Raw genomic sequence first — 15075 nt, forward strand, 5'->3', positions numbered from 1 at the left:
TTTCACTCACAAATCGCGTCAGTAGCCGGGGTGGTTGACGTCGAGGCGGTGCCGCACGATCGTCCGCAGCACCGGCAGCACGTCAGCGGCGCGGTCGTCGAGCTCGCCCGAGCGGATCGCCGCGGCCAGTTCCGGTTCGTCGCGGTAACCGATTCCGCGCAGGGCTTCGGTGACCTCGCCGGAAGCCGTGTCGAGTAGTTCGCGTTCGACGATGCGCAACACATTGGCCGCGACGCGGGCGTGGAAGTTGACCTGGCCCGCATCGGCGGATCCGGTGGCGTTGCGGACGTCCTTCTCGAGGAAGCCGGCGACGGCGGCGACGAGTTCAGCCGCCGTCGGTCGGCCGTACAGCCAGCTCATCGCGGTCCCCCTCCTTCGAGCAGATCCAACACGTCCCACTCGGTTTCGCTGACGCGCCGTCCGATCGCGGCCAGCTCCACCGACTCCGTCTGCCCCGACAGGTGACGTTCGGCCTGATACCTGCAGATGACGCCCCACCGCAGGGTGGCCACGGTCAACCACCACCGGAACGCCTCCCGGTCCAGCGTCACGCCCGCGGCGGATTCATAGGCGACCAGGAAGTCCTCGACGCTGCCCAAACCGCCGGCACCGCGATCCTCCGGCGCGCCGAAACGCCATGCCCGGATGCAGAACCAGGCCAGATCCTCATAGACCTCCCCGATGTGCACGAGCTCCCAGTCCAGCACCGCCGCCAGCCCGGTGTCGTCGACGATCAGGTTGCCCATCCGGAAGTCACCGTGCACCAGCACGTGCTGCGAAGGAGGCGGGCGATTGCCTTCGAGCCAGCGGAACGCCCACTCGAACGTCGCTGTGGTATCGCCCATTTCGTCGAGCCGAGCCCGCCATTCGGACAGCTGGTCCGACGGCGGCACGTCGATGCCCTGATAGTCGGCGCGGTGGATGGCGGCAAGCGCCTGGGCGCACTGCACCAGCAACCGTTCGCGGCCGGGATCGTCGAGTGAGCGATAGATCCTGCGCACGATCGTCTCACCGCCGATGGCGTCACAGATCAGATACGGATTGCCCAGTGCGGCAGGGGAGTTGTCGGCGGTGAGGATGTGGGGCACCGGAGCCCCCGCGGCGGCCGCCCGTTGCTGAACGGCGGCTTCCAGTTCCATGCTCGCGTGGACGTCGTCGGGCGGGCCCGTGCGCAGAATCAGGGCGCGACGCGTGTCGGTGACCGCGTCGAACGCCCACGTCGTGCGGCTCGCCCCGCCGGTCAGCGCGTGCAGATTCTCGACGGCGACGCCCTCGCCGAGCACCGGGGCGAGGACGCCGGTGAGAGCGTCGGCGAGTTCGCGGCTCAACGCTTGCCGAACCCGAACAGCCGCTGTGCCACCCGCCGGATCTGAATCTCCTCGGCTCCCTCGGTGATCCGGTACCGCCGGTGATGGCGGTAGATGTGTTCGAACGGTTCATGCCTGCTGTAGCCGACGCCGCCGAACACCTGCATCGCGCGGTCGGCGGCATCACAGACCAGCCGGTTGGCACGGTAGTTGGCCATCGACACCTTGTCCGAGACCTCCATGTGGTGGTTGCGGTCCAACTCCGTTGCCGCGTAATACACGAGCAGCCGCACCATCTGCGCTTCGGTCTGCAGCTCCACCAGCGGCCACTGCACGGCCTGGTTCACCGCCAGCGGCTTGCCGAAGACCTTGCGGTCTCCCGCGTACTGCACGGCGCGGTCGATGCAGTACTGCGCGGCGCCAAGACTGCTGGCCGCCTGCCGAATCCTGTTCTCGTGCAGGAACGTCTGGCCCACCTCCAGGCCGCGGTCGATCTCACCGAGCACCGCATCTTCGGGCACCCGGACGTCCTTCAACTCGACCTCGCCGTGGTCGGTCGGCATGTTGAACGACCACCAGTAGTAGGGCACGGTGAATCCGGGGGCATCGGTGGGCACCAGGAACGCGGTGATGCCGCGGGCCTGCCCGGCTTCTCCGGAAGTGCGGGCAAACACCAGATCGTGGGTGGCGCGGTGCACTCCGGTGTTGAACCTCTTGGCGCCGTTGATGACCCACTCGTCGCCGTCGCGCACCGCGGTGGTCTCCATCCAGGTGGCGTCCGACCCGTGTGCGGGCTCGGTGAGGCCGAAGGCCATCGACCGTTTCCCGGTGATCAACGCCTCGGTCCACTCGGCTTTCTGCGCGTCGGTGCCGAACCGGTCCATCATGATGACCTGCGGGAAGTTGCCGACGATCGACGACTCGTTCTGCAGGTCGTTGTGCAGCCCAAGGCCTTTGTGCGCGAGATGTTCGCGGATGACGGCCATGTCGATGTTGCTTCCGTCGCGGCCACCGAACCGCGACGGCAGCCCGTAGCGCAGCCAGCCCGCCGCGTCCGCGCGCCTGCGCATCTCGTCGAGCAAATCCTCCCATTCCCGGCGGGGGATTCCGTCGTTGTCCCAGTCCGTGCGGGCATGTTCGCGACGCTTGTCGAAGTACTGGATGTTCTCGCGTTCCAGCGGCTTGATCTCGGCCTCGATGAAGGCGTCCATGTCGGCGAGGAGTTGGGGCAGATGGTCGGGCAGAGCGAAATCCACGTTGATTTCCTTTCCGGGGTTCAGAAACCGTACAGCGTCTTCTTCCAGATCCTCGACAGCGTCGCGATCGCATCCTCGTCGGTCAGCTCGATGCCGAGGCCCGATGTTCCGACGAAGACGGTGGTGAAGTTCTCGAACAGCAGCGCGATGGCCGCTGCGGTGTGCTCGGGATTGAGTTCGGCGCCGTAGCCCTGCTCCTGTGCCCGGCGCACCGACGCGGCGACGACGTCCATTCCCAGCCGGCGAAACTCGTTCTGCACCGCGGCGAACCGGGGTTGGGTCGCGGCCAGTTGCGCCATCGCGATCATGATCCCGATGTTCTGTTTGAACATGTTCCAGTAGCCGGTGACCACGCTGCGGAAGAACGCGTCGTCCTCCGGTGATTCCGGTAGGTCGAGCGCCCCGCCGGACGGTGCCACCACCTCGCGCAGAAACGACTGCGCGAGCACCGCCAACAGGTCTTCCTTGTCGGTGAAGTAGCGGTAGAAGGAAGCGGGGGACTTACCGGCCGCCGATGTGATGTCACCGAGCGTCGTACCGTGAAAACCCCGTTCGGCGAACAGTTTCCGCGCGGCCTTCTCGATGGCCTCGCGGGTCTGGCGGCCCTTGGCGCTCAGTGTTGCCGACGGTCCGGTGGGCACGTGTGCTCAGTTCAGAATGCGGTCGCCGGCGCGCAGCAGCGAACTCGGGAGATCGTGTCCGACCAGGCGTTGCGCCACACCCGCCGCTTCGATCGCGGCGTCCAGGTCCACGTCGACACCGATTCCGCTGTCGCGCAACAGATACACCAGATCCTCGGTGGCGATGTTGCCGCTCGCGCCGGGTGCGAACGGGCAACCGCCGAGCCCGCCCACCGACGCGTCCAGCCGGGTGATGCCCGCCGTGACCGCCGCATAGGCGCTGGCCAGCCCGGCGCCGCGGGTGTTGTGAAAGTGTGCGCCGAGCGGGATCTCGCCGACCATCGGGCGCAACGCCTCGATCGTCTCGGTCACCCGCCGCGGGGTGGCGGTGCCGATGGTGTCGGCGATCGCCAACCGGTCAACCTCGCTCGACAACGCCGTCGTCATCACGTCGACGACCCGCTGATGCGGGGTGGGCCCGTCGAACGGACAGTCCCACGTGGTCGCCACGATGACCTCGACGCTGGCCCCGCTGTCGTGAGCGATCGCGATGATCTCCGGAATCAACGCTGTCGACTCTGCCGACGTGCGGCCCACGTTGGCGCGGCTGTGGCCGTCGGCGGCCGACACCACGTATTCGATCGACGACAACCCCGCCGCGATTGCGCGTTTGGCGCCGTTCGGGCTGGCCACCAGCGCGGAGAATTCGATGCCGTGCGAATTGCGGTACTCCTGCAGATGCGCGGCGAGATCAGCGGCGTCGGCCAGGGCGGGCACCTTCGACGGCGAGACGAACGCCGTCGCCTCCATCTCGCGTACCCCGGTGGCGGCGACGGCGGCCAGCAATTCGAGCTTGGCCGACAACGGAATCGGGTCCTCGATCTGCAGGCCGTCACGCAGCGAAACGTCCCGTATCTGCACGTGTTCGGGTAGTTCGTTCACAGCACTCCCTCCGCCCTGAGCGCGTCGAGTTCGGCGGGACTCTTGCCGAGCAGGCCGCAGTAGATCTCGTCGTTGTGTTGGCCGGGTTCGGCGGGCCCGGCGTAGCGCACGGTCCCGGGCGTCTCCGAGAGCACCGGCACGACACCGGGACCCAGCACGGACCGTCCGACCCGCTCGTCCCAGTGCTCGACCAGCATTCCGCGAGACCGCAGCTGCGGATCCTCGACGACCTCGGCGACGGTGTTGATCGGTCCGGCGATTACGCCTGCGGCACTGAGGGTTTCGATGATGTCGGCGGGTTGGCGTTCTGCGGCCCAGTCGCCGATGATCTTGTCCAGTTCGTCCTGATTGCGTCCGCGGGCCACATGGTTGGCGAACCGGTCGTCGGTGGCCAGTTCGGGGCGGCCCATCGCGTCACACAGTCGACGGAAGACGGTGTCCTGGTTGGCCGCGATCACCACCCAGCTGCCGTCGGCGCTGCGGTAGATGTTCGACGGGGCGATGCCCTCCAGCCGGGTACCCGACGGACCGCGCACCACGCCACCGACGTCGTAGTCGGGGATGGTGGATTCCTGGACCGCCAGGCAGGCCTCGGTGAGCGCCGCGTCGACGACCTGACCGTCCCCGGTCACCGCGCGGCGATACAGCGCGGCCAACGCGCCCTGTGCGGCGAACATGCCCGCGAGGCTGTCGCCCAGCGACAGCGCCAGTCGGGGCGGCGGGCCGCCGGGGAAGCCGTTCATGTGCCGCAGGCCGCTGGCGGCCTCGGCGACCGAGGCATAGCCCGCCTTGTGCGCCTCGGGCCCGGTCTGCCCGTAACCGGAGACGCGCACGAGGATGATCCCGCGATTGCGTTCGCGCAGCACGTCGTAGCCCAGGTTCCACTTTTCCAGCGTGCCCGGCCGGAAGTTCTCGACGATGATGTCGGAGCGCTCGACGAGGTCGAGGAACAGGGCGCGGCCACCGTCGGTCCGCAGGTTCAGCGTGACTGCCTTCTTGTTGCGCGCGTGCACGGTCCAGAAGAAGTGGTGGCCCTCGAGCTCGGCCTGACCCCACGTGCGCAGGGGATCCGGGGCGCCCGGCGGCTCGATCTTGATCACCTCGGCACCCATGTCGCCGAGCAGGCGTCCGGCGAACGGCCCCGAGATCAGCGTGCCGACCTCGATGACGCGGATGCCGTCCAGCGGACCGGTGACGCTCATCGCGAGAAGCCGTGCCTGTGCAGCCAGTCGGTGACGACGCCGACCGCTTCGCGCAGCTTGTCGCGCTGGTCGGCGCCCGCGTAATAGTGGTTCGCGCCCGGGATCTCGTGCATCTCCTTGTCATGATGCCCGATCGCCTCGTAGAGCCTGCGGGTGTGGCTCGGTGTGCATGCGTCGTCGGCGAGGTTGCCGATCACCAGGGTCGGCACCGCGATGTCTGCACCGCACGCCACCGCGTCGCCGTTGGCGTCGTCGTAGCTCCATTGCGACAGCCAGCTGCGCAGTGTGCAGAACCGCGCGAGTCCGACCGGGCTGTTGTTCACCACCTGGGGGTCACCCAGGTAACACGTTCCCGGGGTGCGTTCGTTGGGGTCGACGGCGGGGTCCAGCCAGCGGGGGTCGGCCATGGTGCCGTGCACGACGAACGCGAACTCGTCATCCGGCCGGCCCGCGGCTTTGAGTTCGGCGAGTTTGTCCTTGACCCACTTGGTGATTCGCCGGTTGCGGTCGATCTGCGCTTTCCGGTAGCGGTCGAGGAACTCCTGTGAGTAAGGCGGCTGGTTGGGGTTGTCCGGGTTGTACAGATCCAGTTCCGGATCGCGCTTGGTCGGATCGGCCTCGTCGAGGATCGACGCGTCGAGCCACTCGGTCAGGGTGCCGTGGCGGCTGATGTGGGCGGCCAGCAGCATCAACCCGTCGGCGGGAATGAGGCCGAGCTTGGTCAGGTCCGGCCCGTCGCCCGACGGGCTTGCGGTGATCGTGGGGTGCTGGGCCTGCTGCTGGTAGAACACCGACAGCGAGCCGCCGCCGCTCCACCCGGCCAGCACCACCTTCGAATAGCCCAAGCGGCTCTTGGCGTCCTTGATGCATTCGCCGAGGTCCTCGACGACCTTCTCCATCAACAGCGCCGAGTCGGTGCCGCGGAATCGGCTGTTGCAGTAGATGACGTGGTGTCCTGCCCGGGCCAGCCCGTTCATCATCGGCAGGTAGGCACCGCCGCCGATCGGGTGCATGAACACCAGCACGGTATCGGAGGGTTTGTCCTTGGGCCGCAGCAGGTGGCTCTCGAGCACCACCAGCTCGGCCACCCCGCCGTACACATCGCGCACACCCGAAGTGTTCTGGTAGGCAACGAGATACGGAATACGGTCGTACTCGTGTTTCACGGCCGTCGTCACGCGTGCTGCCCCAGATCGTTGGCCAGCACCTCGGCCGACGGGGTCAGCCGCCGGGTGGTGTCCACGGAGATGACGTACCAACCGACGCGGTCCTGTTCGTCGAACTTGCGCCGCGCGCGCTCGCGGGCCTTCTCCGGTGCGCCGTGGTGCACCCCCTGGGGGGCGTGGCTGACCAAGCCAGGCGGCATCGGGATACCGAACAGGTCGCCGCCGTGGAAGAAGGAGACCTCGTCGTAGTCGACGTTGCGGTGGTACCACGGCGGACGCTCGGTACCGGGGACGCTCTCGGCGGGCCGGGGCAGGAAGTTCATCACCGCCACACCCGTCGCCTGCATGAACAGGTGCACGGTCGGCGGCAGGTGCACGCTCTCGCTGGCGATGACGTTGTAGTCGGCGATGTTGAAGGTGAACGGGAAGTTGTCGCCGCGCCATCCTTCGACGTCGATCGGATTATGTTGATAGAACAGCGATGTCGGGCCGCCGTCGTGGACCAGGCGGACTTCGTATTCGGTTCTGCCGTCATCGTCGATGGGCTGCGGTTCGGGCACGGTGACCTGCGACGGGTCGAACGGGAAGTGCCTGCCGAGCGGCCCCGGCGGCGGCACGCGGAACTCGGCGGTGGCCTCGATCATCAGCAGCGTGGTCTCGTCGTCGGGAATCTGACGCCACGTTGTCGCCTTCGGCACGTAGACCCAGTCGCCCTCCCGGTAACGCAGCGGTCCGAACTCCGTCTCGAGCCGACCAGAACCCCGGTGCACGAACGACAGCAGGTCCCCGTCGACGTGCCGCACGTAGAACGGCATCTCCTCGCTGCGCCGGCTCAGCGAGATCCGGCAGTCCGGGTTGCTGAACAACAGCAGCGGCGTGCCCGCGGCATCGGTGGCGTCGCTGGGCTTGAGCTCGCTGGTCATCACGTCGACTGGCCGCAGCGGTCCCGACGCCCGGTAGGCGGTGGGGTCGTGGCGGCGATAGATGTTGGCGGTGCGGCCGACGAATCCGCCGCGGCCGAGTTCATCGTCCTTGAGGCCGTCGAGGTCGGCGTGCAAGCGCTTGGGGGTACGGCCTTTGCGCAGGTGGACAAACGATTCCATGATTCGCTCCATCGACGATGACGGCGGGGGCCGCGGAACACCACGACCCAGAACTAAAACTGACTTTAGTTTTACTTACGACGCGAGTCAATCCTCGAGATCGACCCGAATCGTGAGCAGGTTCGTGCCGAAGGTCCGCACGCCGAAGCTGTTGAACTGTGGCAGCTTGCGCAACCGCTCGCGCGCGTCGTCGTCGGCGACGATGTGCGCGGTTCCCTTGTGCCACTTACCGTTCAATCGAACACGGACCGCGGGGTCGGCCTGGATGTTCTTCACGTACTGCGAGTTCTCGCCGAACTCGGAGACGAACCAGAACTCGTTGCCCACGCGCCGCCCGCCCAGCGGAGTGCGGCGGGGTTGGCCGCTCTTGCGCCCCGTCGTCTCCAGCAATGTCTGGAACGGCAGGAGCCGCATCATCGGGTTCATGACGTTCTTCTGAAACATCTTGGTGACCTGATCGCGCAAGTCTTCGGCCATGGTTCCCCCTTCGTTTCACACCATCGCGGTTCGCGACACCTTCATACCCAGTCTCAGCGCTCCGGCGAGTTCGCGACTGGTGTCGTAGTCGAAGACAACATGTCCGGCCACGACGTCGACGTCGCGCTTGATCCGTTGCAGCGGATTGTCGACGAAATGGGCGCTGGCGCCCGACGCTTCGAGCAACAGCCCGATCACGTGGCGCGACTCGTGGACGATGTGCGCCGCGGCCATCCGGGCCGCTCCGCGCACCGGTCTCGGCACGGGATCGCCGGCGGCGACGATGGTCTCGATCTCGCCGACGGTGTCGGCCAACAGACTGCGCAACGCCCGCAGGCGCACCTCGGCCTCTCCGAGGCGGGCCTGCGCGATCGGCTTGTCCTTCTGCATGACGCCCTCGTAGGCCAGCACCCGTTCCGACAGGCGCTCGGCGTAGATCTCGGCGACACGTTCGGCGCCGCCCAGCGCCGGCATCGCCGCCAACAGCGCCAGGGCGGGCACCATCGGCCAGCGGTAGGTGTCGGCGTCGTGTAGCGCCGCGCCGGGCGCGGTACCGGTGTAGATGTCGACGACGCGGACCAAGCGATGTTCCGGGACGAACGCATCGCTGATCACGACATCATTGGAGCCGGTGGCGCGCATACCGTCGGTGTGCCACACATCCTCGATCGCGACGTCCTCGATGGGCAGCAGCGCGAGCGCCGGGAAGATCGCGTCGTCGGGGCCGCAGAGCGCGCCGACCATGATCCAGTTCCCGTGCATCACCCCGGTGGCCCACGACCAGCGGCCGCTCAGCCGTATCCCGCCGTCCACGGGCAGCCCTCGACCCGTCGGAGCCAGGGGAGCGGGGGCGAGAAACGGGCGCGTCGCGAATGCCTCTTCCTGGGCCCGCTCGTCGAACAACGCCAGGATCCAGTTGTGCAGGACGTAGAAGCCGATGGTCCATGCGCTCGACGGGCAGCCGTGTGCCATCCGCCGGACCGGATCCAAGATCGCCGGCAGCGGTGCCTGCATGCCGCCGTACCGCGCGGGCACCAACAGGTCGGTGAGGCCCGACGCGGTCAGTTCATCGACCGTCGCCTCCGGCAACCGGCGCAACCGCTCGGCCTCCGGTGCCCGTTCGGCGAGCCGACCGACGAAATCGGCGTCGACAAGGGGGAGAGCCGGAGCGGCCGTCATGGTCCGAACGCTACCATACTTTTTTGTATGGTAGCTCTCGTCGGCCGGACCGTTGAACGCCGAGCGACCGTGTTTGTACCCGACTCGCCGCCGGATTCCGACCCCAAGCGGACGCTCGTCCGCGCCGAGAAGCCGCGAACTACCGCGCGAGCATGATGTCGAGGAACCGCTCCCGCCGCGCCGCGGCCTTCGAGCTGGCTTTCGCGCCCGACAGATGTAAGAAGCCGATCCCGGCTGCGAAGGTGGCGTTCGCACGCAGATCGGCCTCCTCGGGATCGAAGCCGTCCTCGATGAACGCCTGGCGCACGGCCTCGAGGACCCGCCGGTCCGACGCCCGCACCCCCGCGGCGACCTCCTCGTCGGTGCGCGCCCACTCCCGCATCGCCCGCTCCAGCGTGCGGTGCCGGGCGTCCACCAGCGCACCCATCATCCGCGAGAGCCGCTCCCGGGGCGGTAGGTCGCTCAGCGCCGCGAAATGCCGCCGATCGTCGTCGCGCACCTCACCCCACGCCCGAACCAGCGCGGATCGATAACCGGCCATATCGGAGAAGTGCCAGTAAAAGCTGCCCTTCGTGGCGCCCACACGCTCGCACAGGGCGTCCAGCTTGAGCGCCTTGATGCCCTGCTCAGCGAGAATTTCGTATCCGGCCTGAATCCAGTCGTCGACCGACAGTCGCGGCGTACGGGCCGGTGCCATGACCGCAGCCTACGGGTGCCGCAATCAGCACACCGATGCCCGGTCGAGGGCTTTTTCGACGGTCCCGTCAATGGTGATTTGCTTGGAAAATCCGGCGCGCGACACGGCCCTGGGTTTCTCCTGCGCTGATCATCGTGTTTTACTGCACACGCGACAACTGAAATTTTCTCGGTCCGCTCGACGGGCCCCGGGCTCAGTCGAGCGGGCATGACAGCGCAGTGCACACCTTGCTGCGGTGTCGATGGCGATCGCTCGATCGCAGACGGAACGGCCTCCAAAGTGGCAAACCGGAAGATGGATGGACTTGCAGTATGAGCTTGATTGACAAGATTCGCGGCCCATGGGCGCGGCGCTTCGCGGTGGCGGCCATCGCGGCGGCCCTGCTACCGGGATTCGTGAGCCTGGCCGGCCAGTCAGCCACCGCTGGGGCGTTCTCCCGGCCCGGCCTGCCGGTCGAGTACCTGATGGTGCCGTCCCCGTCGATGGGACGCGACATCAAGGTGCAGTTCCAGAAGGGCACCGGCTCCAAGGCGGTGTACCTGCTCGACGGACTGCGTGCTCGCGACGACTACAACGGGTGGGACCTGGAGACCCAGGCGTTCGAGTGGTTCTTCGAAACCCCGCTCTCGCTGGTCCTGCCGGTCGGCGGTCAGTCCAGCTTCTACACGGACTGGTATGCGCCCGCGTGCGGTAAGGCGGGTTGCCAGACCTACAAGTGGGAGACGTTCCTGACCAGCGAGCTGCCGCAATGGCTCTCCGCCAACAGGGGCGTGTCGACCACGGGCAACGCCGCGGTCGGCCTGTCGATGTCCGGCAACTCCGCGCTGATCCTGTCGGTGTTCCACCCCGACCAGTTCATCTACGCCGGAGCACTGTCGGCGTTCCTCAACCCGTCCGAGGGCCAGTGGCCGTTCCTGATCAACATGGCCATGGGTGACGCGGGCGGTTTCGACGCCAACGACATGTGGGGCAGGACCGAGGACCCGAACAGCGCGTGGAAGCGCAACGACCCGATGGTGCAGATCCCGCAGATCGTCGCCAACGGCACCCGGATCTGGATCTACTGCGGTAACGGCACGCCCAACGAGCTCGGTGGCGCGAACCTGCCCGCCGAGTTCCTCGAGGGCCTGACGATCCGCACGAACATCACGTTCCGCGACAACTACATCGCTGCCGGCGGCACGAACGGCGTGTTCAACTTCCCGCCGTACGGCACGCACAGCTGGGAGTACTGGGGTGCGCAGTTGCAGGAGATGAAGCCTGACCTGATCTCGCATCTCGGTTCGTAAGGCACGTCAGGAGTCCCCGGACGCGACACGCGTCCGGGGACTCTTGTGTTCCCGGATCGCGCCTGGGCCCCGATGAACAAGGGGCGACATGAGCGCAGTCAACGCCTTGGTCGCACATCGCCAAGAACGTCACGGTGATCGAGGCGCCGCACACCTTGCGCACGATCATCGGCGGCGGCGTCACCGGCCGCACCCGGGTGGGTGGTGCACGACGGCTTCTAGATCCGCCGATTGTGCACTCAGCGACGCTTTCCTGCGTGCGATTTTCGTCGTCAGATTCACAAACGGCACCGAACGCGGCCCGGTGTTACTTGAGCTCGGCCGAGGACAAGCCGAGCAGGCGGCGCGCCACCACCAGCAGCTGGATCTGTTGGGTGCCCTCGAAGATGTCGAGGATCTTGCTGTCGCGCGCCCACTTCTCCAGCAGCGTGACCTCCGAGTATCCGACGGTGCCGGCCAGTTCGACCGCCTTCAGGGTGATGTCGCTGGCCACCCGACCGGCCTTCGCCTTGCCCATCGACGCTTCCTTGGAGTTCGGAATGTCGTTGTCGGCCTGCCACGCCGAGCGGACCATCAGCAGATAGGCCGCCTCCCAATCGGATTCCATTCGCAGGAACTCCGCCGCGGGCGCGCTCTGCGCGTGCGAGGGTTTGTCGTAGGAGATCTCGATGCCGGCCTCGGTGAGGATCTTGCGTACCTCCTCGAGGGCGGCGCGGGCGATGCCGACGGCCATCGCGGCGACGACGGGCCGGGTGTTGTCGAAGGTCTCCATGACCCCGGCAAAACCCTTCTCCACGTGAATCTCCGGGCTGCCCAACAGGTTGTCTTTGGGGATGCGGGCATTGTCGAACCGGATCACCGCGGTGTCGGAGGCCTTGATGCCGAGCTTGTCCTCGAGTCGCTCGACCGTCACACCGGGATGCTCACGCGGAACGATGAACGACTTGATGGCCGCGCGGCCCAGCGACTTGTCCAGCGTCGCCCACACCACGATGTGGGTGGCCCGAGAGCCGGCCGTGACGAAGATCTTCTCGCCGTTGATCACGTACTCGTCGCCGTCAAGCCTGGCCGTCGTCGACACCGCCGCCGAATCCGAGCCGAAGCCGGGCTCGGTGATCGCCATCGCGGCCCACACGTCCTTGCCGAGTCGCTCGAGTTGTTCGGGGGTGGCCACGCTGGAGATCGCCGCGTTGCCGAGCCCCTGGCGCGGCACCGACAGCATCAAAGCCACGTCACCCCAACTGATCTCCATCACGTTAAGCACCGCTGACATGTTGGCGCCGTTGTGGTTCGCGTCCCTGGGCTCGTCACCGCCCGCGAACGCCTCGGCGCCTGCGAACGCAAAAGCCTTCGCGTCCTGGATGCCCTCGAAGAGGGTGGCCAGGGTGTCCAGCTCCACCGGGTATTCGTGCTCGCGCAGATCCCACTTGCGCGAGACCGGGCGCAACATCTCCGCTGCCCCCTGATGAGCCTTCTCGATGACCGCTTCGAGCTTGCGCGGCAGCTCCAGATTGATTGCCATGATTGCTCTTTCGCTCAGATGACGACGACGCCCTCGGCGACGCCGATGGCGCGCAGATCGCGGTACCAGCGCTCGACGGGGTGTTCCTTGGTGTAGCCGTGGCCGCCGAGCAGCTGCACGCCGTCCAGGCCGATCTGCATGCCCTTGTCGGTTCCCAACCGTTTGGCGAGCGCCGCCTCGCGGGCGAACGGCAGGCCCTGGTCGGCCCGTGACGCGCCGCGCCACGTGATCAAGCGCAGACCGTCGAACTCGATCGCCATGTTGGCGCACATGAACGCGACGGCCTGACGGTGTGCGATGGGTTCGCCGAATGCGTGCCGCTCCTTGACATATGGGACGACGTAGTCGAGTACCGCGTGGGCGGTGCCAACAGCCAGCGCCGCCCAGCCGAGCCGCGACAGCGCGAGTGCCTCCGAGTAGATCCGGTCTGTCTCTATCGGTGGCGCCTCCTCCTCGCCGAGGCGTGCCGACAGCGGCACCGAGACCCCGTCGAGCTCGACCTGCCCGATCGCCGCTCCGCGGATGCCCATCCCCGGGTCGGGCGTGATGGTCAGGCCCTTCGACGACGATTCGACGATGAAAAGCGCCGGCTTGCCGTTGAGTTGCGCCCCGACGATGAACAGTTCGGCGTTGGCGGCGGCGGGCACAAGCGACTTGACCCCGTCGAGGCGGTAACCGCTCGGAGTCCGGACCGCGGTGGTCTTCAACGCGGTGGGATCGAACAGTGCCCGCGGTTCGGCGATCGCCACGCAGGACTGCGGAACATTCTCGCCCGCAAACTCTTTCAGATAGGTGGCCTGCTGATCGGCGCTGCCCCAGTGCGTCAGCGCCGACGCGACCCCGGCAGGGGCCAGGATCGGCAGCGCCAGCCCCATGTCGCCGTACGCCAGTGCCTCGGCGACCAACACATTGGTGACGGCTGCGCGGTGCGCGGCGATGCCCTCGAAATCCTCGGGCACGTTGATCGCGGTGATGCCGAGTTCGGATGCCTTCGCGACGAGGTCGACCGGGTAGTCGGCGGACTCGTCGGCCTCGCGTGCGGCGGGACGGATGACCTCCTCGGCGAACTCGCAGACCGTCTCGACGATCATCTGCTGCTCGTCGTCGGGGGTGAGGTCGAAGTAATCCGAACCGCTCTTCTTCAGCCGCGTCGGTCCGCTCTGGCTGCCCGATACCCGCTTGAACTGTCGGCTGGCCGCACCGGCGAACGAGAAGACTTGCTTGACGCCGTACTTCAATCCGCGGTTGAGCGGGTCGCGCAGGTTGTAGCGGTCGAGGAACTCCTGGCCGACCAGGGGAGTGACCAGCGCCAGCCCGAGATCGGTCGCGGAGCGCTTGTGCTTCTTCAGGCCGACCGCGCTTTCCTTGTCGCTGCGCTTGGGCTTGGATCCGTTTTTCGACGGCAGGGCTTTACTCATTTCGACTGCCTCGCTTTGATTTGTGACGTCCGAACTCGTCGAACTGACTCCAGAGTAAGGTATTCGAACTGACTCACAAGTAAGTTGTAGTCGAACTCACAGCTCGGGCGGCGACAACCGACGCAGCACCGCGTCGTGCAGCAGTCCGTTCGTGGCGACCGCGCTGCCGCCGTGCGGTCCGGCCTCGCCTGACAGGTTGGTGAATCGGCCGCCGGCCTCGCGCACCAGGACGTCGAGCGGCGCCAGGTCCCACGTCGAGACTTCCGGCTCCATCGCGATGTCGACGGCGCCCTCTGCGACCAGGCAGTAGTTGTAGAAGTCGCCGTAACCGCGCACCCGCCACACCGCGTCGGTCAGCGCGATGAACCGGTCGCGGATGCCGCGGTCGGCCCACCCCGAGAGGCTGGAGAACGCCAGGCTCGCCGAGCCGAGGTCGTCGACCTTCGACACGCTCAGCCGTCGCTCCGACTGCCCGGACACTTGCGCGTACGCACCCCGTCCGGTCACCGCCCACCACCGTCGGTGCAGCGCGGGCGCGCTCACGACGCCGAGCACCGGTATGCCGTCGTGCAACAGCGCGATCAGCGTCGCCCACACCGGCACGCCGCGGACGAAGTTCTTGGTGCCGTCGATCGGGTCGACGACCCACTGCCTGCCCACGAACTCCTTCGTGCCGCCGAACTCCTCGCCGAACACCGAGTCGTCGGGTCGTTCCCGGTCGAGTCGGTCGCGGATCATCGATTCGACCTCGAGGTCGGCGTCCGTGGCGGGGGTGAGATCGGGTTTGGTCTCGACGACAAGGTCGACCGCTCCGAAGCGGGCCATGGTCCGAACATCGGCTTCGTCGGCAAGGGCCAGCGCCAGTGTCAGATCGTCAGCCTCGGTATCCATGCCTGT

The 15075-nt window shown here is 67.1% G+C and carries 15 protein-coding genes; 1 reads left to right on the plus strand and 14 read right to left on the minus strand.

All coding sequences use genetic code 11. The features are described 5' to 3' along the window. Positions 1 to 18: 18 nt before the first annotated feature. The 11 genes from AU072_RS04075 to AU072_RS04125 all read right to left on the minus strand — a co-directional run bounded on the left by AU072_RS04075 (position 19) and on the right by AU072_RS04125 (position 9949). Positions 19 to 360: a DUF6285 domain-containing protein gene (locus AU072_RS04075; RefSeq protein ID WP_064412586.1), complete on the minus strand. Its 342-nt coding sequence runs from the start codon at positions 358 to 360 to the stop codon at positions 19 to 21. Beyond that, a complete protein-coding gene (locus AU072_RS04080) occupies positions 357 to 1328 on the minus strand; it encodes a phosphotransferase family protein (RefSeq protein ID WP_064412587.1) in 972 nt (323 codons plus the stop codon). The genes AU072_RS04075 and AU072_RS04080 overlap by 4 nt, the downstream gene beginning before the upstream one ends. Beyond that, positions 1325 to 2563: an acyl-CoA dehydrogenase family protein gene (locus AU072_RS04085; RefSeq protein ID WP_064412588.1), complete on the minus strand. Its 1239-nt coding sequence runs from the start codon at positions 2561 to 2563 to the stop codon at positions 1325 to 1327. Before AU072_RS04085 ends, AU072_RS04080 begins: the two co-directional genes overlap by 4 nt. A 20-nt stretch (positions 2564 to 2583) precedes the next feature. Beyond that, positions 2584 to 3204: a TetR/AcrR family transcriptional regulator gene (locus AU072_RS04090; protein WP_064412589.1), complete on the minus strand. Its 621-nt coding sequence runs from the start codon at positions 3202 to 3204 to the stop codon at positions 2584 to 2586. Between the two features lie 6 nt (positions 3205 to 3210). Beyond that, positions 3211 to 4125: a hydroxymethylglutaryl-CoA lyase gene (locus tag AU072_RS04095; RefSeq protein WP_064412590.1), complete on the minus strand. Its 915-nt coding sequence runs from the start codon at positions 4123 to 4125 to the stop codon at positions 3211 to 3213. Continuing rightward, a complete protein-coding gene (locus tag AU072_RS04100; RefSeq protein ID WP_064412591.1) occupies positions 4122 to 5327 on the minus strand; it encodes a CaiB/BaiF CoA transferase family protein in 1206 nt (401 codons plus the stop codon). Before AU072_RS04100 ends, AU072_RS04095 begins: the two co-directional genes overlap by 4 nt. Next, complete coding sequence (locus AU072_RS04105) at positions 5324 to 6493, minus strand: alpha/beta hydrolase family protein (RefSeq protein ID WP_174523831.1); 1170 nt, start codon at positions 6491 to 6493, stop codon at positions 5324 to 5326. The genes AU072_RS04100 and AU072_RS04105 overlap by 4 nt, the downstream gene beginning before the upstream one ends. Positions 6494 to 6501: 8 nt before the next feature. Further along, a complete protein-coding gene (locus tag AU072_RS04110; protein ID WP_064412673.1) occupies positions 6502 to 7596 on the minus strand; it encodes a homogentisate 1,2-dioxygenase in 1095 nt (364 codons plus the stop codon). An 87-nt stretch (positions 7597 to 7683) separates the two neighbouring features. After that, positions 7684 to 8073 carry a nitroreductase/quinone reductase family protein gene (locus tag AU072_RS04115; RefSeq protein ID WP_064345935.1) on the minus strand — a complete coding sequence of 130 codons (390 nt, stop codon included), beginning with the start codon at positions 8071 to 8073 and terminating at the stop codon, positions 7684 to 7686. A 15-nt stretch (positions 8074 to 8088) separates the two neighbouring features. Continuing rightward, positions 8089 to 9252, minus strand: a complete 1164-nt coding sequence (locus AU072_RS04120) for an acyl-CoA dehydrogenase family protein (protein ID WP_064412593.1) — start codon at positions 9250 to 9252, stop codon at positions 8089 to 8091. Between the two features lie 139 nt (positions 9253 to 9391). Continuing rightward, positions 9392 to 9949 (minus strand): TetR/AcrR family transcriptional regulator, encoded by a 558-nt coding sequence (locus AU072_RS04125; RefSeq protein WP_064412594.1) that lies wholly within the window; start codon positions 9947 to 9949, stop codon positions 9392 to 9394. A 311-nt stretch (positions 9950 to 10260) separates the two neighbouring features. Here AU072_RS04125 and AU072_RS04130 point away from each other — a divergent pair, with 311 nt between their 5' ends. Beyond that, positions 10261 to 11238: an esterase family protein gene (locus AU072_RS04130; protein WP_064412595.1), complete on the plus strand. Its 978-nt coding sequence runs from the start codon at positions 10261 to 10263 to the stop codon at positions 11236 to 11238. Positions 11239 to 11545: 307 nt separating this feature from the next. Here AU072_RS04130 and AU072_RS04135 read toward each other — a convergent pair whose 3' ends face one another. From AU072_RS04135 to hisN, 3 genes are all read right to left on the minus strand, one after another. Further along, positions 11546 to 12760 carry an acyl-CoA dehydrogenase family protein gene (locus AU072_RS04135; RefSeq protein ID WP_064412596.1) on the minus strand — a complete coding sequence of 405 codons (1215 nt, stop codon included), beginning with the start codon at positions 12758 to 12760 and terminating at the stop codon, positions 11546 to 11548. A gap of 14 nt (positions 12761 to 12774) precedes the next feature. After that, positions 12775 to 14178 carry an acyl-CoA dehydrogenase family protein gene (locus tag AU072_RS04140; RefSeq protein WP_064412597.1) on the minus strand — a complete coding sequence of 468 codons (1404 nt, stop codon included), beginning with the start codon at positions 14176 to 14178 and terminating at the stop codon, positions 12775 to 12777. A gap of 96 nt (positions 14179 to 14274) precedes the next feature. After that, positions 14275 to 15069, minus strand: coding sequence for a histidinol-phosphatase (gene hisN / locus AU072_RS04145; RefSeq protein ID WP_064412598.1), 795 nt, complete (start codon positions 15067 to 15069; stop codon positions 14275 to 14277). Positions 15070 to 15075 lie beyond the last annotated feature (6 nt).

It is taken from the genome of Mycolicibacterium novocastrense (genome assembly GCF_001499835.1).
GTDB lineage: Bacteria > Actinomycetota > Actinomycetes > Mycobacteriales > Mycobacteriaceae > Mycobacterium > Mycobacterium novocastrense.